This is a genomic window from Flavobacterium sp. GW821-FHT11G01, from assembly GCF_058808175.1.
Map to the genome: position 1 here is coordinate 191319 of NZ_JBXARK010000004.1, position 18665 is coordinate 209983.

Below are 18665 nucleotides of genomic sequence, written 5' to 3' on the forward strand. Positions count from 1 at the left end.
CAGGTTTTCTAAAACGCTGTCTCTTTAAATATTTGTAGCCTAACTTTAAGAAATATAATTCCAAATACTTTTTTTCTTAGTCAATTCGATAAAAACAGCTTTTAATACAGCATGTTCAGGTTTTTGAAGAGGGCCATCTTCCTTTAGAATTTTCATTGCATAATTTCTTGCTAAGCTTAAGATATCACGATCACGAACAATATCTGCAATCTGAAGATTTAAAACACCACTTTGTTGAGTTCCCATTAAATCTCCGGGACCACGCAATTTTAAATCAACTTCGGCAATTTCAAAACCATCGTTTGTCTGAACCATAGTTTCCATTCGGGTTTTACTGTCAGCACTTAATTTATGGCTGGTCATTAAAATACAATAACTCTGTTCTGCACCACGACCAACACGCCCGCGTAATTGATGCAATTGCGATAATCCAAAACGTTCAGCACTTTCAATAATCATTACACTCGCATTTGGTACATTTACACCAACTTCAATTACAGTTGTAGCCACCATAATGTTGGTTTTTCCTTCAGAAAAACGTTTCATTTCAGCGTCTTTATCTGCTGGTTTCATTTTGCCGTGCAAGATTGAAATGGAATATTGTGGTAACGGAAAATCACGAGAAATGCTTTCATAACCATCCATTAAATCCTTATAATCCATTTTTTCAGATTCCTGAATCAGCGGATAAACAATATAAATTTGTCTTCCTAAGGCAATTTCGTCACGAAGAAATTTCCAAACTTTCAAACGATTACTGTCAAAACGATGCACAGTCTGAATTGGTTTTCTGCCCGGAGGTAATTCATCAATTACAGAAATATCCAAATCTCCGTATAAACTCATTGCTAAAGTTCTCGGAATAGGAGTGGCGGTCATCACTAAAACGTGTGGCGGAATATCATTCTTCTTCCATAATTTGGAACGTTGTTCTACACCAAAACGATGCTGTTCATCAATTACGGCCAAACCTAAATTTTTAAATTGTACTTTATCTTCGAGTAAAGCGTGCGTGCCAATTAAAATATGTAAACTGCCATTTTCGAGTTCTTCGTGAATGATTTTTCGGGCTGCAGTTTTAGTTGAGCCGGTAAGTATTTTTATATTTAGGTTTAAGGTTTTTGCCAATTCAGATAAACCAATAAAATGCTGATTAGCCAGAATCTCCGTTGGAGCCATTAAACAAGCCTGAAAACCATTATCAATCGCCAAAAGCATGCTCATAAAAGCCACAATTGTTTTCCCGGAACCTACATCTCCTTGCAATAATCTGTTCATCTGGGCGTTGCTTCCCATGTCTGAACGAATTTCTTTTATTACTCTTTTTTGAGCATTTGTTAATTCAAAAGGCAAATGATTTTGATAAAATTCATTAAAAAGTTCACCAACTTTAGTAAACGGATGTCCTTTTATTTTGTGCTTCCGAATCAGGTTTTTAGTAATTAACTGAAGTTGAATAAAGAACAATTCTTCAAATTTTAAGCGGAATTGAGCTTTTGCCAAAACTTCAGTACTTTTTGGAAAATGTATATTGAATAAAGCCGCTCTTTTCGGAATTAACTTTAATTCTTCTATTAAATAAGGCGGAAAAGTTTCGGTAAATAAAGCCTGAGTTTCGATAAAAAGCTGTTCCATCAACTTATTAATCGTTCGGTTTGAAATTCCTCGATTTGTAAGTGTTTCAGTCGAAGGATAAACAGGTTGCATGGCAGATCGAAGACTTTTTTCATGCTCGCTCAACAATTCAATTTCCGGATGCGCCATGCTAAACTGACTTCCATATAAGGAACATTTTCCGAAAATGACACAAACCTCATTGAGTTTTAAACTTTCTCTGATCCATTTATGTCCCTGAAACCAATTGAGGTCAATTTGCCCTGTATCATCCACGAAAGTGGCAACCAGACGCTTTTTGTTTTTAGCAAATTCAACCGTTTTTATATTGATGATTTTGCCAATAATCTGAACTTCTGTTCCCGTATTTTGAAGCTCGTTTATCTTATAATAACGTGTTCTGTCAATGTATCTATTTGGAAAAAAATTAACCAAATCTCCATATTTATGAATACCTAATTCCTTACGAAGCAATTGACCACGGCTTGGGCCAACGCCTTTTAAGTATTCGATTGGGGTTTCAAGGAGATTGTTAGACATTTTTTAGACTTCTTAGATTTTAGACTGGCTTAGACTTTAGATTTAGAAAACAGAGTATAGAATAAAGTGAATAGATTTAGTCTATGTTCTTTATTCTATACTCTTTTGTCTTTGGAAAAGCGAAGATAGATTTTAATTGGGAAATTTGAAAATGTAATGTTTACTCACTTTTTTGATTTAGATAACGTTTTCAACCTTTCAATATTATCTTAGCGTTAATTTAATAGCTTAACACGCAACCATTTTAAGAAGAGAAAGTCTTAATAATAAGTAACCTTAAACCTTTAAATAAAATGAAAAATTTTATGATCTTATTTGCCTTCTTTCTTACGCTTGTTTCCTGTTCAAACAATGATTCTGATGATGTGGTAGTTTCTGATTATTATGGAAAATGGAATCAGTTTGCCGATCAACCATACGCAAATGATCCATCTTCGACACAGTTTTCGTATCAATTTAATAAAGATAATACTTTTACAAAAACACGAAATTATGAAAATAAGATCACGACTTTATCCGGCACTTTTGAAATAAAAACCAACGAAAATGCAACTGTTTTTGTTTTAACTTACACCGAGCAAAGTTTTTTAATATCAAATTGTACAGGAGGTTTGCTTGAGAGTTTAACTTTAGATAAATCAGGTCGTTTAAATGATAATGCCGGTATGTGTGATCGTTACTATACATACAAAAAAGCAAAATAAAAACCGTAAGTTTGCTAAACAATTAAAAGTATTCAGTTTTTTAAATTGAATACTTTTTTCTTTTAAAATACTTTAATATGACAACTCACTTAGCACTTTTACGAGGAATTAACGTTTCTGGTCACAATATGATGAAAATGGAAGCTTTGAAAACAATGTTAGAGAATATTGGTTTTCAGAACGTACGAACTTATTTGCAATCAGGAAATGTTTTTGTAGATAGTGAAGAAGAAGCTTCGAAAGTTGGTTTTATGATCAAACAGGAAATTTTTAAGGTTTTTGGTCATGAAGTTCCAACAATTGTTATCGCTAAGAAAGATTTAGAATTGTGTTTTGCAAATAATACATTTTTGAAAGAGAAAGATATAGACACTAAAAAACTCTATGTAGCTTTTGTTTCGACTGAATTAAAAAAAGAAAATATTAATGATTTGAAAATTAGTCAGTTTAAACCTGATGAAGCTAATATTGACGGAAACAGAATTTTTATTAAATATGCTGTAGGCGCAGGAAAAACAAGATTGGAAGGCAAATACATTGAAAAAAAACTGAATGTTATAGTAACAATGCGAAACTGGAATACGGTTACAAATTTGCTTAAAATGTATGTTGAAAATTAGAAAATGTGTCAATTAGAAAATGTGTCAATTAGAAAATGTGATAATTATAGATATTCTTAAATTATCAAATTGACACATTTTCTAATTGTTTAATTTAGTTTTTAGGAATCAAATCACAATACCAAAATCCATAATCAAAAGCATCGCTGGCACTCGTATCGCAAGCAGTATCTGACGAATCTTCGTTTTTAGGTTTCTCATATTTTCTATAAACGATTTCCCCAATTTCAAAATCAATTCGTTTTGAGAAAATCGGTCCATCAAAAGCAAAAGTGTGAAATTCGCCATTTTCTCCGCAAACATCTACATTTTCAGGCAAGTCATTAATAAAATCCTGATCGATTATTCTGCCCACAAAACTTTTATCTAAATATCTTTCATTTACACAAACAACAATAGTTTTAAAGCCTAATGAAATAAATTCCTGAATTAAATCTTTTGTTGGAATTTTCCAAATTGGGAAAACCCCTTCAAAACCAATTTTCGCCAATTGATCTTCACGATATTTACGTAAATCTTCCAAAAAAATATCTCCAAAAACAGAATGCGAGATCCCCTGACTTTTAATTTCAGTCAAAGTTTCAGTCATTACTTTTTCGTAAACTTCCATTGTTGGCATTTCCGGAACCTGTAAAATTTTCAATGGTAATCCAATACTTTTTGCTTGTGCTTGCAGTAGTTCAACACGAACACCGTGCATAGAAATTCGCTGATATTGCTGATTAACGCTCGTCAATAAACATTCAATTTTGTAATCAGAATTTTGTTGAATTTTATATAAGGCAAGAGCAGAATCTTTTCCGCTGCTCCAATTAAATAAGGCTTTTTTGGGTGTTGGCACGCTGTTGTTATTTTATGTGGTAAACTTACAAATTTCATTCGATTTGTTGATGAAACCTTTGTAACTTTGGAATTTCGCCTACAAAATTATTTCAATGAAATACATCTTTCTATTATTCACAACATTCATTTTTGCGCAGCAAACCCAATTTGTCGATTTTAAAACCGTTTCAGGGCAATTGTTATTAAATGCCAATCAAAAATCGGTTTCCGGCTCGATTGATTATCGATTTGAGGTTTTAAAACCAATTGATACCATTAAGATCGATGCAAAAAATATGGAATTTACTAAAGTTCAGGTTAATAATAAAGATATTCTTTTTGTAAATACTGGAAAACAATTGCAAATCGTAAATAATTTCGAGAAAGGAGAGAATCATCTAACTTTTCAATATTCGGTTAAACCAAAACAGGCTTTGTACTTTGTTACTATTGAAAACTCAGAAGTGCAAATCTGGACACAAGGGCAGGGAAGATACACCAGCAATTGGTTTCCGAGTTTTGACGATGTGAATGAAAAAGTAATTTTCAATTTAGGAATCAATTATGATAAAACATATCAAGTAGTTTCAAATGGAATTTTAAAAGAAAAAACGTCGAACGGAAATTTGAACCATTGGCAATACGAAATGGAAAAACCAATGAGTTCTTATTTATTAATGCTTGCCATTGGTAAATATGATAAAAAAGAATTGACAGCAAAATCTAAAGTTCCGTTGGAATATTATTTAGAGCATAAAGATGTAAATCGTTTTGAACCAACATTTCGCTATTCAAAACGTATTTTTGATTTTTTGGAGAAAGAAATTGGTGTAAAATATCCTTGGGAAATTTACAGACAAATTCCGGTTCGGGATTTTCTGTATGCCGGAATGGAAAATACTACTTCGACACTTTTGGCCACAAGATATGTGGTAGATTTAATTGGTTTTGAAGATCGAAATTATACTAATGTCGATGCGCATGAATTAGCACATCATTGGTTTGGAGATTTAATTACGGCTGAAAGCAGTACGCACCATTGGCTTCAGGAAGGTTTTGCAACATATTATGCAGCATTGGCAGAAAGAGAAATTTATGGTGATGACTATTTCTATTCGAAATTATATGATACGGCACAGCAAATAAAATTTGCATCAAGAACGGATACAATTCCGGTTTTGAATGCCAAAGCAAGTTCACTTACTTTTTATGAAAAAGGTGCTTGGGCATTATTTGTTTTGCATGAATCGATTGGAGACAAAGCATTCAAAAAAGCCATAAAAAGTTATTTAAAAAAATATGCATACCAGACGGTAAACACTCAGGATTTCTTTAATGAAATTAAAAAGGTATCTAATTTTGATTTAGATAAATTTCAGAAAACATGGTTAGAATCGACTGTTTTTGATACAGCAACAGCAAATGCTTTATTGAGTAAAAATAAAGCAATTCAGGTTCGATTAGAAGTAGATAAATTGAAGAAAATATCTCTAGCAGAAAAAGAAGCTTTCTTAAAGAAAACGTTAGAATCAGATGTGTATTTTTCTGTAAAAGAAGCTATTGTTGATCAGTTAGAAAATGAGAAATATGAACTAAAAAAGCCTTTATTGTTAATTGCTTTACATACTAATAATATTCAGGTTCGTCAGGCTGTAGCTACTTCATTGTCTAAAATTCCTGAAGATTTTAGAGCAGAATACGAAACGTTACTAGATGATAAATCGTATCAAACCCAGGAAATTGCTTTGTATTATTTATGGAGAAATTTTCCGGAACATCGGGTAGTTTATCTCAATAAATCAAAAGACTGGATTGGTTTCAATGATTATAATCTGCGTACTTTATGGCTTTCATTAGCTTTATCGACTCCAAAATATTCTGATAATTCAGAAACCTTGATTTCAGAATTAATTGCTTTTTCTTCTACAAAATATGAAGCTACAACACGACAAAATGCACTAGAAAAGCTAATTGCGTTTAAAATTATTAACGATCAGGTTTTGAGTAATTTAGTTGCAGCAACAACGCATCATATGTGGCAATTTTCAAAATTTGGAAGAGATACAATAAGATTGTTATTAAAAAATCCTGAAATGCGTGCTTCGTTTGAAAGAATTTTGCCTAATTTGACCCCCGATGAACAGTTTCAATTGAATCGTTTGCTGAAAGAATAGAATTTAGAAAATAGAATATAGAGAATAGAGTAAAGAGACAAGAGCAAAGATTAAACGAATAGAAAAGTCTTTGCTCTTTATTCTTTTTTCTATTCTCTAAAATACAAAACCTACAATAAATTTATGAGAGCATTGGTTATTTCTGGTGGAGGAAGTAAAGGAGCATTTGCCGGTGGTGTTGCGCAATATCTAATAGAAGAAAAAAATCACGAATACGATTTGTTTTTGGGAACTTCTACCGGAAGTTTGTTAATTCCGCATTTGGCTTTGGGTCATATTAAAAAAATTCACTCGGTTTATACGAATGTTACCATGGGAAGCATTTTCAATATCTGCCCTTTTGTGGTTAAAAACAAAGACGGAGTTGATATTGTGACTATTAATCATTTCAACGTTTTACGCCAATTTTTTAAAGGAAAACGGACTTTTGGCGAAAGCAAAGGTTTAAAAAAATATATTAAGAATAATTTTTCGATATCAGATTTTAATAAATTAAAAAAACTTAATAATGATGTTGTCATTACAGTTACAAATTTTACTAAAAATGAATCAGAATACAAATCAGTAAAAGATTGTACGTATGAGGAGTTTTGTGATTGGTCATGGATCTCGAGCAACTATGTTCCGTTTATGAGTTTAGTGGAGAAAGACAATTGCGAATATGGCGACGGCGGATTTTCAAGCTTGGTTCCAATTCGTGAAGCCATTAATCGCGGTGCCACAGAAATAGATGTAATTATTTTAGAAACAGAAGTGAATATGGATAAAATGGTTATCGGTAAAAACCCATTTTCACTAATGATTGATTTGTTCCGAATTGCCTTAGATCAAGTCGAAAAACATGATATTGCTATAGGAAAACTTATGGCAAATAACAAGAATGTGAAACTTAACTTATATTACACTCCCACAAAACTAACTGATAATGCACTAATTTTCAATAAGGAAGTAATGAAAGAATGGTGGGAACAAGGTTATGAATATGCTCAGAATAAGTCTGAAGTTATGAGTGACAATAGGCAATCTTAGATTGTTGATTTTAGATTTTAGATTGCAATGATGTCAATCTAAAATCTAAAATGGTGATTCTACCAAAGTTCCGAAACTTCATTTTTAATATATCCCAAAGCAGCATTACTAGGAGATTGTTTCTCTAATAAATCATTCAAAATTTTCTCTCTTAATTTATCAGCACTGTCAACCCGGTCGCTCATGGCAGCTTTACGAATGATTTGTATCGTTGAATTTTTAGCAGTTGTAATGATCGTCCAACATTCGTCAGACATATAAATTTGCTGCGTTAAATTGTGTTCAAATTCCTGCTCGATTTGATCGATTACAAAGTTCTCATAATCATGTTTTTCGTTTGAAATTGGCGCAATTCTAATCAATAATTTAGTTAAGTTGATACGTTCTAAATATAAAGTCATACGCTCATAAGCCTGTAAACGTATTGGTAAAGATTGCTTTTGATACTCTCTGTTTAATAAAAAAGCACGTTTCTTATCGTTGTTTTTAATATGCAGTTCAAAAAAGCTGTATGCTACAAATCCGGTTACGATGGCAGGTAAAGTATAACTTGCTAATTCTATAATTCTTGTAAAATCCATTTGGTTCAATTTTTCAACAAAAATATAATTTTTGCTGAGAAAACAAGATTAATTCTATTGTAATAAACAAAAGGGAAGTCTACTTTTGTCACAGTTATCAAAATCAACTGATATATAAGATTAATGGAAAGCTATATTATAATTTTACTTTGTTTAGCTGCTTTTGCCGCAGGATTTATTGATGCCATTGTTGGCGGTGGCGGACTGATCCAAACTCCAATGGGATTAATTTTATTACCGAATTTACCTGTTTCGACAGTTATTGGAACTTTAAAATTACCGGCTTTCACAGGAACCGCTTTTGCTGCTTTTCAATATTTGAAAAAAGTAGTTATCCAGTGGAAATTACTTTTGATTATGATGTGCTTAGCTGTTCCATCAGCATTTTTAGGTTCTACTATATTGACTTTGGTCAGTAATGATTTTATGAAACCACTTTTGCTTGTTGTTTTGTCTTTATTGTTTATATATACTTATGTGAAGAAAAATTTTGGTCAGCATGTTGCAAAAGATCATTCGGCAACGACACAAATAATTTACGCAGTGGTTATTAGTGTGATTGTTGGTTTGTATGACGGATTTATTGGCCCTGGAACAGGAAGTTTTTTTGTCGTGGCTTTTATAGCGCTTTTAGGTTTTGATTTTTTACACGCTTCTGCGAATGCTAAAATGGTAAATCTGGCAACCAATTTTGGTTCGATCTGTTTGTTTATGATAAAAGGAAAAATAATTTGGACAATAGCAATTCCGATGGCAGTAAGTAACGGACTTGGCGGATGGCTTGGAGCAAAACTAGCTATTAATAAGGGAAATGGATTTATTAGGATTTTCTTTTTAGTTGTTGTTATTGGAACGTTGATTCGATTTTCTTATGATGTATTTTTTAAGTAAAGATCGAAAGAAAGTATTTCAAAACTTATGTAAGATGGTAAGTTTTTTTAATTTATTTCCATTGATATATCATTTTGTTAGAGTATATTTGTTAAATAATAATACTAAAAGTATCATTTAATGATAGAAATAGTCGAAAATTACGAGAATTACATTTATAGTTTACCAGAATTAATAAGCAAGTCTTATTATAAGGCGGAATTTTTTATGCAAAAATTAGGCTTAAAGCACGCCACATACTACAGAAAATTAAAATCGAATGGTTTTACGCATCAAGAAGTGAAATTGATTACAACTTTATTGTTTCCTGAAGAAATTTTAATGCAACAATTGCAAAAAAGCGAAGAAGATATTAAAGCAGGAAGAACAATTGATTTTGAAGATTTCAAGCAAAAATTAAGAGCTCAGTATAACATCTAATTCTATTGGATTTCTTTTATTATCCCAGAAAAGGACTATGAATATAGTTTGTTTTTCGATAATGTAAAATAGATAAATTTGATTTGATACAAGAAATTTACGAAAGGGTGTCTTTTTATATTTTGAACCGATAAGATTATTTTGTGCAATAATTTCTATTATAGAAATTGTTTGATTAGAGAACTTAATTGATTTAGATTTGTTGTATTTACTAATGATTTGGTAAAAAGTTTTTTCAGCAATTTCGGTTAATTTTATATCCATTTACTGTGTTATTAGTGTTGCAAATATAATAGTTTTTATATTTTTAAAGAATTTTCTTTCAAATAATTTTAAAAGTAATTGTTTGAAATTATCCCTGATATCGCCGCTATCGGGAATCCTGTTTCATAAATGCCAATTGTTTCTGCTTAAAAAAAAATAAAAAACTTAGTAACTTAGAACCTCAGAATCTTAGTAGCTTATTAAATCTATAATTCTTATTTTTGCATAAAAGGAGAAAAATTTCATGCAAAAATATATTGACCAGCTCAACGAAGCACAACGAGAACCCGTTTTAAAGAAAGACGGGCCAATGATTATTATTGCTGGTGCAGGATCTGGAAAAACCCGTGTTTTAACTATTAGAATTGCTTATTTGATGGCACAGGGTGTTGATGCATTCAACATTTTATCGCTTACTTTTACAAATAAAGCGGCCCGTGAAATGAAGCACAGGATTTCGGATATTGTAGGAGCAACAGAGGCTAAGAATCTATGGATGGGAACTTTTCACTCGATTTTTGCCCGTATTCTGCGTTCAGAATCAGATCATTTGGGTTATCCTTCCAATTTTACAATTTACGATTCACAAGATTCGGCAAGACTAATTTCTTCAATTATTAAGGAAATGCAGCTGGATCGTGATATTTATAAACCAAAGCAGATTTTAGGCCGAATTTCGAGCTATAAAAACAGTTTAATTACGGTAAAAGCGTATTTCAACAATCCGGAATTAGTAGAGGCTGATGCTATGGCAAAAAGACCAAGATTAGGAGAAATTTATCAGCAATATGTAGACCGCTGCTTTAAAGCCGGCGCGATGGATTTTGATGATTTGTTGTTGAAAACTAATGAGTTGTTAACCCGTTTTCCGGAAGTTTTAGCAAAATATCAGAACCGTTTTCGTTATATTTTGGTTGATGAGTACCAGGATACAAATCACTCTCAATATTTGATTGTTAGGGCTTTATCAGATAAATTTCAGAATATTTGTGTAGTTGGGGATGATGCGCAGAGTATTTATGCTTTTCGTGGAGCGAACATTAATAATATCCTGAATTTTCAGAAGGATTATGAAGGTGTTGTAATGTTTCGTCTGGAGCAAAATTACCGCTCGACACGAAATATTGTGGAAGCGGCAAACACTGTAATGGAGCATAATAAAACCAAATTGGATAAAGTAGTTTGGACAGCGAATGATTTTGGAGCAAAAATTAAAGTGCATCGTAGTTTGACAGATGCAGAGGAAGGACGTTTTGTGGCTAGTACCATTTTTGAACAGAAAATGCAAAATCAGTTGCATAACGGAGCTTTCGCAATTTTGTATCGTACTAATGCGCAATCGCGTGCAATGGAGGATGCATTAAGAAAACGTGATATTCCGTATCGAATTTATGGTGGATTATCTTTTTATCAACGGAAGGAAATCAAAGATGTTTTGTGTTACTTACGTTTGATCATTAACCCAAAAGATGAAGAAGCGTTAATTCGTGTAATCAATTATCCGGCACGTGGAATTGGAGATACTACAGTAGAAAAATTGACTATTGCTGCCAATCATTACAAACGCTCAATTTGGGAAGTGATGGTGAATATTGATAAAATTGATTTGAAACTGAATACCGGAACAAAAAATAAATTGAATGATTTTGTGACGATGATTCAGAGTTTTCAGGTCATCAATGAAAATCAGGATGCTTTTTATATTACAGACCATGTCGCTAAAAAAACGGGATTGGTTCAGGAATTAAAAAAAGATGCTACACCGGAAGGAATGGCAAAAATTCAGAATATCGAAGAACTATTAAACGGTATAAAAGATTTTACGGAAGGCCAGAGAGAAATTGACGGTGCAAGAGGAGCTTTATCTGAATTTATGGAAGATGTAGCATTGGCAACCGACTTAGATAAAGATACTTCTGATGAAGATCGTGTCGCATTGATGACGATTCACTTAGCAAAGGGATTAGAGTTTCCTCATGTTTTTGTGGTTGGTATGGAAGAAGATTTGTTTCCGAGTGCTATGAGTATGAGCACCAGAAGTGAATTGGAAGAAGAACGTCGATTATTTTACGTAGCTTTAACTCGTGCAGAACATCAGGCATATTTGACATATGCACAGTCTCGTTACCGTTGGGGGAAACTGACAGACAGTGAACCATCTCGCTTTATTGAAGAAATTGATCCGCAATATTTAGAATATTTAACACCTGCCGAAAGTAATTACCGTTATAAGCCAATGATTGACGGTGATATTTTTGGAGATGTAGATAAATCGAAATTAAGACTGGCAAAACCAGTAGGAGGAACGCCACCAAAACATATTACAGATAATGAACCAAAACCGGATTTAAATATTAGAAAATTAAAACCTGTTACTGGAAATGCGCCAAGTGCTTCAAATGCCAATTTATTTGACAGCAAATTAACTGTTGGGAATGTAGTAATGCACGAACGTTTTGGAAAAGGTGAAGTGGTTAATTTAGAAGGTTTTGGCCCTGATAAAAAAGCTGAAATTAAATTTGAAGTGGGCGGAATTAAAAAGCTCTTGTTAAGATTCGCTAAATTAGATATTATCGGTTAAAAAAGTTTTAGTTTTCAAGTTTCAAGTTCTGTTAAGCAACCTGAAACTTGAAACAAAACAACAAAATTAAACCTTAAACAAAAAAACATAAATGGCCGAATTTATAAAAATATATCCTGATAAACCAAGTGAAGCTGCGATTGCTAAAGTTGTAAAGGTTTTACAAAATGGAGGTTTGGTTATTTATCCAACAGATACTGTTTACGGTTTAGGTTGTGATATTACCAATTCTCGTGCATTAGAAAAAATTGCAAAAATTAAAGGAGTAAAATTAGAAAAAGCTAACTTTTCCTTTATTTGCCATGATTTGAGCAATTTATCAGATTATGTAAGACAGATTGATACGTCAACTTTTAAAATTTTAAAAAGAGCTTTACCTGGTCCTTATACATTCATTCTACCTGGAAATAATAATTTACCAAAAGAGTTTAAAAAGAAAACAACTGTCGGGATTCGTGTTCCTGATAATAATATTGTTCTTGAAATTGTTCGACAATTAGGAAACCCAATTGTTTCAACTTCTATTCGTGATGAAGATGATGTAATTGAATATACAACAGATCCGGAATTAATTTTTGAGAAATGGCAAAACCTTGTTGATATGGTAATTGATGGAGGATATGGTGATAATGTAGGTTCTACAATAATTGATTTATCAGAACATGAACCAATAATTGTCAGAGAAGGAAAGGGCGATATTGGAATTTTGTAAAAAAAAACTGAAATTGCATAAAAGTTTAAAATAAATAACTAACTTTAGTATAGTTAAAATTTAGTTAGTTAATTAAAAATAATGCTATTCTTGATTTATATTTAATTGGTTATTAAAAAAATTAAGGATACATAAAAGCAGGTCAATTGACCTGCTTTTTCTGTATTATAAAGTATGTAAAACGCTAAATTATTTAGCTTGTTTTTTCATTTCTTTTTCAATCATATCATAGAATTGATCGATTTTTGGCATAACTACGATACGAGTTCTTCTGTTACGAGCTTTGTTTTCAGCGCTATCATTAGCAACTAAAGGTACGTAAGAACTTCTACCAGCAGCAATTAATTTTGCAGGGTTAACACCAAGATCATTTGTCAATACACGTACAATAGATGTAGAACGTTTAACACTTAAATCCCAGTTGTCTAGCAAAACTCCATTGCTTTTGTATGGAACATCATCTGTATGACCTTCAACCATACATTCGAAATCTGGTTTGTCGTTTACTACTTTTGCAACTTTTGCTAAAACAGATTTTGCTTTATCACTCACTTCATAGCTACCGCTTTTGAATAATAGTTTATCTGCGATAGAAATAAATACAACTCCTTTTTCAACATTGATTTCGATATCCGGATCGTTAATTCCAACGGCACCTTTTAAACTTGTAACTAAAGCTAAAGTAACACTGTCTTTTTTAGTTAAAGCGTCCTGAAGTCTAGATATTTTTAAATCTTTCTCTTTTAAACTTTCTAAAGATTTTTCAAGGTTTTCAGCTCCTTTTGTAGTTAAAACAGTTAAATCTTTTGAGCTGTTGATCAAGTCTTGATTATGTTGTTTATAGCTTTCAGCTGTAGCTGCTAATCCTGCTTTTTCTTCTAAACAAGAATTTAATTTAACTGTGCAAGAGTTTAATAAATCTTGTGTCTCTTTGTTCTTAGCTTCTAATGCTGCATATTGCTTTTTCGATACACACGAAGTTAAGGCCATTAATACTGATAGTGCGATAACTATTTTTCTCATAGGTATTATATTTAATTAAACGTTGATTACAAATTTAGTTTTTAATATTTTGATTACTGTTAAAGATTTCCTTAAATACAGTCATTTTCTTGATGTAATATAGGTAAACGATACTTTTTACGGTATAGTATTGCTGTATTTGAAAATCTTTTCTTTCTCGAATATACTTTAAAGATATACAATAAAAAGAAAAGTGTGCCTTTAAAATAGCAAAAGCATGACTGAATTTTCCTTGTGTAAGAAAACGGATACCGGCAATTCCATCCAAAACCATTCTAAAGAAAATTCTAAAAAACAAGCCTTTTTTGGGTAGGTTTTTCACCAACATTAGCAATGAATTCCTGAAATTTAAAAATGTCTTTTTTGGATTTCCTTGTTGTAATGTTGCACCTCCAACATGATATACAACTGATTTAGAGTTATATTTAATAATATGCCCTTCGTTTGCGGCACGCCAGCACAAATCAATTTCTTCCTGATGTGCAAAGAAACTTTCATCAAAGCCTTTCAATTCATCATATACTTCTTTTCGGATAAAAAAACAGGCTCCTGAAGCCCAGAATAATTCGCAATTATCATCGTACTGGCCATTATCTTTTTCTACAGTGTCGAAAATACGTCCACGACAAAACGGGAACCCATATTTATCTATAAATCCACCTGCAGCACCGGCATATTCAAAATATTCTTTGTTTTTAAAATCAAGAATTTTTGGCTGAATAATAGCGGTTTGTTTTTCGGTGTCAAAAGTTTCAATTATTGGTTTTAACCAATTTTCAGTTACTTCAATATCTGAATTGACTAAAGCATATATTTCAGCATTTACTTCTTTTAAAGCATCATTATAGCCTTTTGCAAAACCGTGATTACCGCTATTCTGAATAATCTTTATAGTAGGGAAATTTTGTCTGACGAAATTTATCGAATCATCTGTAGAAGCATTATCAGCTACATATATAGTAGCTTCTGCTGAAAATTGAATAACTGAGGGCAAAAACTGTTCAAGCAATTTTATTCCGTTCCAATTTAAAATGACAACTGCTATTTTATCCAAAAGTATTGATATTATAATTTAATAAATTTCTTTGTAATCTGGTAATGATTTTAAAAACTCATATTTTTCATTTTCAAAATCCATCTGACAATAAAAATGATTCAGACCGTTTGTGACTTTCAAAAACCGTGCCTGCATTGTCATATTGTAACGTGCAATTTGATCAAAAGTTGCCTGCGATATTTTTACTTCTGGTGCTTTGCATTCTACTAATATATGTATAGAACCATCAGAATTAAACACAACAACATCATATCTTTTTCGTAAGCCATTGATTGTTAAAACTTTCTCTACGTTTATTAAAGATTTTGGATATTTTTTTTCATTCATTAAATAATGAACAACATGCTGACGAACCCATTCTTCAGGGGTAAGAATGATGAATTTTTTTCTGATTTCATCAAAAATTGACACTTTATTTTCGCTATTTTTGAATCGAAAATTATAGATTGGAAAATTTAATCGTTGCATAAAGCAAAAATATTAAAATAGTTTCAGGTTTCTCCCGAAGTCTCGGGATAAAATTTCAAGTTATTGAAACGAACCTGAAACTTAAAAACCTGAAACCTGAAACAAAAGATTTGAATGGATGAAGTTGTAAAAATTGTTAATGATATTAAAGCAGGAAATATAAAACCGATTTATTTTTTGATGGGCGAAGAGCCTTATTATATTGATAAATTATCGGAGTATATAGAGCAAAATGTTCTTTCTGAAGAAGAGAAAGGATTTAATCAAACAGTTTTATATGGAAGAGATGTTTCTATAGAAGATATTGTTTCAACGGCCAAGCGCTATCCTATGATGTCTGACCGTCAGGTTGTTATTGTAAAAGAAGCACAGGATTTATCGAGAACAATAGATAAAATTGAATCGTACGTAAATAATCCAATGGAAACAACCGTTTTGGTTTTTTGCTATAAATACAAAACACTTGATAAACGAAAAAAAGTTACGAAATTACTAGCACAAAACGGAATCGTTTACGAGAGTAAAAAATTGTATGAAAATCAGGTAGGTGATTGGATAAAGCGAATTCTTGCCGGAAAAAAATATACAATTGATCCAAAGGCAAATGCAATGTTAGTCGAGTTTTTGGGAACTGATTTGAGCAAAATCAACAATGAATTAGAAAAATTGCAGATTATTTTACCACAAGGAACTGTAATCACTCCACAACATATAGAGGAAAATATTGGTTTTAGTAAAGATTATAATGTCTTTGAACTTCGAAAAGCCATTGGTGAACGCAATCAATTGAAAGCTTACAAAATTGCGGAGAATTTTGCACATAATCCAAAAGAATATCCATTGGTAATGACAACGGGATTGGTTTTTGGATTTTTTGTTCAGCTCCTTAAATACCACGGACTAAAGGATAAAAATCCAAAAAATGTAGCTTCAGCAATTGGGGTAAATCCTTATTTTTTAAAGGAATATGATTTGGCTTTAAAGAATTATCCAATGCGAAAAGTGAGTCAGATTGTAGGTGCTTTGCGAGATGTAGATGTTAAAAGTAAAGGAGTTGGCGCAAATGCTTTACCTCAATCAGATTTACTAAAAGAAATGCTGTATAAAATATTTAATTAAGCCACGAAAATTCACGATATTTGCACTTCTAAAAATAAATCACATTAAAAAATAATTATTACAATTATGGGAATGAATAAAAATACCGTTTTAGGATGGGCTACTTTTATAATGATACTTATGGGATTGTTACTTATAGGTCTTGGAGCTTTTAGATATAGTGAAGTATCAGGATGGGGATTTGTAGCCGTTGGTGTTGGATTTTTTGCAAATGCCTGGGTTTTTAATGCTTTGAAAGGAAGAGTTTAGAATATTTGTAAAGCAGTTGCAAAAGGCGATTGTAATATAGAAGTCAATAAAAAATAAAATAATAAATAAAAAATATAAAAAATGTCAGACGATAAGAAAGTAATTTTCTCGATGCAAAAATTGAGTAAAACCTATCAGGGAGCAGACAAACCAGTTCTTAAAAATATTTATTTGAGTTTCTTTTATGGAGCTAAAATTGGTATTTTAGGACTTAATGGTTCTGGAAAATCTTCTCTTTTAAAAATTATTGCCGGAGTAGATAAAAATTATCAAGGTGATGTTGTCTTTCAACCAGGTTATACTGTTGGTTATTTAGAGCAAGAACCAATTCTTGATGATTCTAAAACGGTAATTGAAATTGTTCGTGAAGGAGCTGCAGAAACTATGGCAGTTTTAGAAGAATACAATCAAATTAATGATTTATTTGGTCTTGAAGAAAACTATTCAGATCCAGATAAAATGGATAAATTGATGGATCGTCAGGCAGCTTTACAAGACAAAATTGATGCTCTTGGTGCTTGGGAAATCGATACAAAACTTGAAATTGCAATGGATGCTTTGCGTACGCCAGAAGGAGATACGCCAATCAAAAACCTTTCTGGTGGTGAGCGCCGTCGTGTAGCTTTATGTCGTTTGTTGTTGCAACAACCTGATGTATTGTTACTGGATGAGCCTACCAACCACTTAGATGCTGAGTCTGTACTTTGGTTAGAGCAACATTTAGCACAATATGCCGGAACTGTAATTGCAGTAACGCACGATAGATATTTCCTTGATAATGTTGCAGGTTGGATTTTAGAGTTAGATAGAGGAGAAGGTATTCCATGGAAAGGGAATTATTCTTCCTGGTTAGATCAAAAATCTAGTCGTATGGCACAAGAAGAAAAAGTAGCATCTAAACGTAGAAAAACGTTAGAACGTGAGCTGGACTGGGTTCGTCAGGGAGCAAAAGGCCGTCAAACGAAACAAAAAGCGCGTTTACAGAATTACGACAAATTGTTAAATGAAGACCAAAAACAACTGGATGAAAATCTGGAAATCTATATTCCGAACGGTCCACGTTTAGGAACTAATGTTATTGAAGCTAAAAATGTTGCCAAAGCTTTTGGAGATAAATTATTGTATGATAATTTAAATTTCACTTTACCACAAGCTGGAATTGTTGGGATTATTGGACCAAACGGTGCTGGTAAATCGACTATTTTCAAAATGATTATGGGGGAACAAGCTACAGATAGCGGAGAATTTTCAGTTGGAGAAACAGTTAAAATCGCTTACGTAGATCAATCTCACTCTAATATTGATCCAAATAAATCAATCTGGGAAAACTTTGCTGACGGTCAGGAATTGATTATGATGGGTGGAAAACAAGTAAACTCAAGAGCTTATTTATCTCGTTTTAACTTTGGTGGCGGAGAGCAAAATAAAAAAGTTTCAATGTTGTCTGGTGGAGAGCGTAACCGTTTGCACTTAGCAATGACTTTGAAAGAAGAAGGAAACGTACTTTTATTAGATGAGCCTACGAATGATTTAGATGTAAATACACTTCGTGCCCTTGAAGAAGGTTTAGAGAATTTTGCAGGTTGTGCTGTTATTATTTCGCACGACAGATGGTTCTTAGACAGAATTTGTACACATATTTTGGCTTTTGAAGGAGATTCTGAAGTTTATTATTTCGAAGGTGGTTTCTCTGAATATGAAGAAAATAAAAAGAAACGTTTAGGTGGAGATCTAACTCCGAAACGTTTGAAATATAGAAAGTTGATTAGATAATCTAGTTAATTTTTAATAGATAAA

17 protein-coding genes are annotated in these 18665 nt (G+C 32.2%); 11 read left to right on the top strand and 6 right to left on the bottom strand.

Features of this window, described 5'->3' with window-relative positions:
• Positions 1 to 45: 45 nt before the first annotated feature.
• Positions 46 to 2154 carry an ATP-dependent DNA helicase RecG gene (recG, locus tag AC1RRN_RS09630; protein WP_492967094.1) on the bottom strand — a complete coding sequence of 703 codons (2109 nt, stop codon included), beginning with the start codon at positions 2152 to 2154 and terminating at the stop codon, positions 46 to 48.
• A gap of 305 nt (positions 2155 to 2459) precedes the next feature.
• On the opposite strand from recG, the gene AC1RRN_RS09635 reads away from it, so the two are divergent.
• Positions 2460 to 2858: a hypothetical protein gene (locus tag AC1RRN_RS09635; protein WP_492967095.1), complete on the top strand. Its 399-nt coding sequence runs from the start codon at positions 2460 to 2462 to the stop codon at positions 2856 to 2858.
• 77 nt (positions 2859 to 2935) lie between these two features.
• On the top strand, positions 2936 to 3478 hold the full coding sequence (locus AC1RRN_RS09640; protein WP_492967096.1) for a DUF1697 domain-containing protein: 543 nt from the start codon (positions 2936 to 2938) through the stop codon (positions 3476 to 3478).
• Positions 3479 to 3572: 94 nt separating this feature from the next.
• Here AC1RRN_RS09640 and AC1RRN_RS09645 read toward each other — a convergent pair whose 3' ends face one another.
• Complete coding sequence (locus AC1RRN_RS09645) at positions 3573 to 4319, bottom strand: Dph6-related ATP pyrophosphatase (RefSeq protein WP_492967097.1); 747 nt, start codon at positions 4317 to 4319, stop codon at positions 3573 to 3575.
• A gap of 94 nt (positions 4320 to 4413) precedes the next feature.
• Here AC1RRN_RS09645 and AC1RRN_RS09650 point away from each other — a divergent pair, with 94 nt between their 5' ends.
• Together AC1RRN_RS09650 and AC1RRN_RS09655 are read left to right on the top strand one after the other, a co-directional pair.
• The gene (locus AC1RRN_RS09650; protein ID WP_492967098.1) at positions 4414 to 6474 is read left to right on the top strand and encodes a M1 family metallopeptidase; all 2061 of its coding nucleotides are present in this window, start codon (positions 4414 to 4416) and stop codon (positions 6472 to 6474) included.
• A 123-nt stretch (positions 6475 to 6597) separates the two neighbouring features.
• Positions 6598 to 7503, top strand: coding sequence for a patatin-like phospholipase family protein (locus tag AC1RRN_RS09655; protein ID WP_492967099.1), 906 nt, complete (start codon positions 6598 to 6600; stop codon positions 7501 to 7503).
• Positions 7504 to 7562: 59 nt separating this feature from the next.
• On the opposite strand, the gene AC1RRN_RS09660 is transcribed toward AC1RRN_RS09655, so the two are convergent.
• Positions 7563 to 8084 (bottom strand): DUF7935 family protein, encoded by a 522-nt coding sequence (locus tag AC1RRN_RS09660; RefSeq protein WP_492967100.1) that lies wholly within the window; start codon positions 8082 to 8084, stop codon positions 7563 to 7565.
• Positions 8085 to 8207: 123 nt separating this feature from the next.
• Between AC1RRN_RS09660 and AC1RRN_RS09665 the strand changes: the two genes are divergently transcribed.
• From AC1RRN_RS09665 to AC1RRN_RS09680, 4 genes are all read left to right on the top strand, one after another.
• A complete protein-coding gene (locus tag AC1RRN_RS09665) occupies positions 8208 to 8975 on the top strand; it encodes a sulfite exporter TauE/SafE family protein (protein ID WP_492967101.1) in 768 nt (255 codons plus the stop codon).
• A 120-nt stretch (positions 8976 to 9095) separates the two neighbouring features.
• Entirely contained in the window at positions 9096 to 9395 is a 300-nt protein-coding gene (locus tag AC1RRN_RS09670; RefSeq protein WP_492967102.1) for a hypothetical protein, read from the top strand.
• Between the two features lie 508 nt (positions 9396 to 9903).
• Positions 9904 to 12240 (top strand): ATP-dependent helicase, encoded by a 2337-nt coding sequence (locus AC1RRN_RS09675; RefSeq protein WP_492967103.1) that lies wholly within the window; start codon positions 9904 to 9906, stop codon positions 12238 to 12240.
• A gap of 91 nt (positions 12241 to 12331) precedes the next feature.
• Complete coding sequence (locus AC1RRN_RS09680) at positions 12332 to 12952, top strand: L-threonylcarbamoyladenylate synthase (protein WP_492967104.1); 621 nt, start codon at positions 12332 to 12334, stop codon at positions 12950 to 12952.
• Between the two features lie 189 nt (positions 12953 to 13141).
• On the opposite strand, the gene AC1RRN_RS09685 is transcribed toward AC1RRN_RS09680, so the two are convergent.
• The 3 genes from AC1RRN_RS09685 to AC1RRN_RS09695 are packed head-to-tail and all read right to left on the bottom strand — an operon-like array spanning position 13142 to position 15500.
• Positions 13142 to 13975, bottom strand: coding sequence for an OmpA/MotB family protein (locus AC1RRN_RS09685; protein WP_492967105.1), 834 nt, complete (start codon positions 13973 to 13975; stop codon positions 13142 to 13144).
• A 34-nt stretch (positions 13976 to 14009) separates the two neighbouring features.
• Positions 14010 to 15029: a glycosyltransferase family 2 protein gene (locus AC1RRN_RS09690; protein ID WP_492967106.1), complete on the bottom strand. Its 1020-nt coding sequence runs from the start codon at positions 15027 to 15029 to the stop codon at positions 14010 to 14012.
• Positions 15030 to 15047: 18 nt separating this feature from the next.
• Complete coding sequence (locus AC1RRN_RS09695; RefSeq protein WP_492967107.1) at positions 15048 to 15500, bottom strand: type I restriction enzyme HsdR N-terminal domain-containing protein; 453 nt, start codon at positions 15498 to 15500, stop codon at positions 15048 to 15050.
• Between the two features lie 114 nt (positions 15501 to 15614).
• Between AC1RRN_RS09695 and holA the strand changes: the two genes are divergently transcribed.
• From holA to ettA, 3 genes are all read left to right on the top strand, one after another.
• Positions 15615 to 16619: a DNA polymerase III subunit delta gene (gene holA, locus AC1RRN_RS09700; RefSeq protein ID WP_492967108.1), complete on the top strand. Its 1005-nt coding sequence runs from the start codon at positions 15615 to 15617 to the stop codon at positions 16617 to 16619.
• 72 nt (positions 16620 to 16691) lie between these two features.
• The gene (locus AC1RRN_RS09705) at positions 16692 to 16868 is read left to right on the top strand and encodes a CAL67264 family membrane protein (RefSeq protein ID WP_089069631.1); all 177 of its coding nucleotides are present in this window, start codon (positions 16692 to 16694) and stop codon (positions 16866 to 16868) included.
• 81 nt (positions 16869 to 16949) lie between these two features.
• On the top strand, positions 16950 to 18641 hold the full coding sequence (ettA, locus tag AC1RRN_RS09710; protein ID WP_026985169.1) for an energy-dependent translational throttle protein EttA: 1692 nt from the start codon (positions 16950 to 16952) through the stop codon (positions 18639 to 18641).
• Positions 18642 to 18665 lie beyond the last annotated feature (24 nt).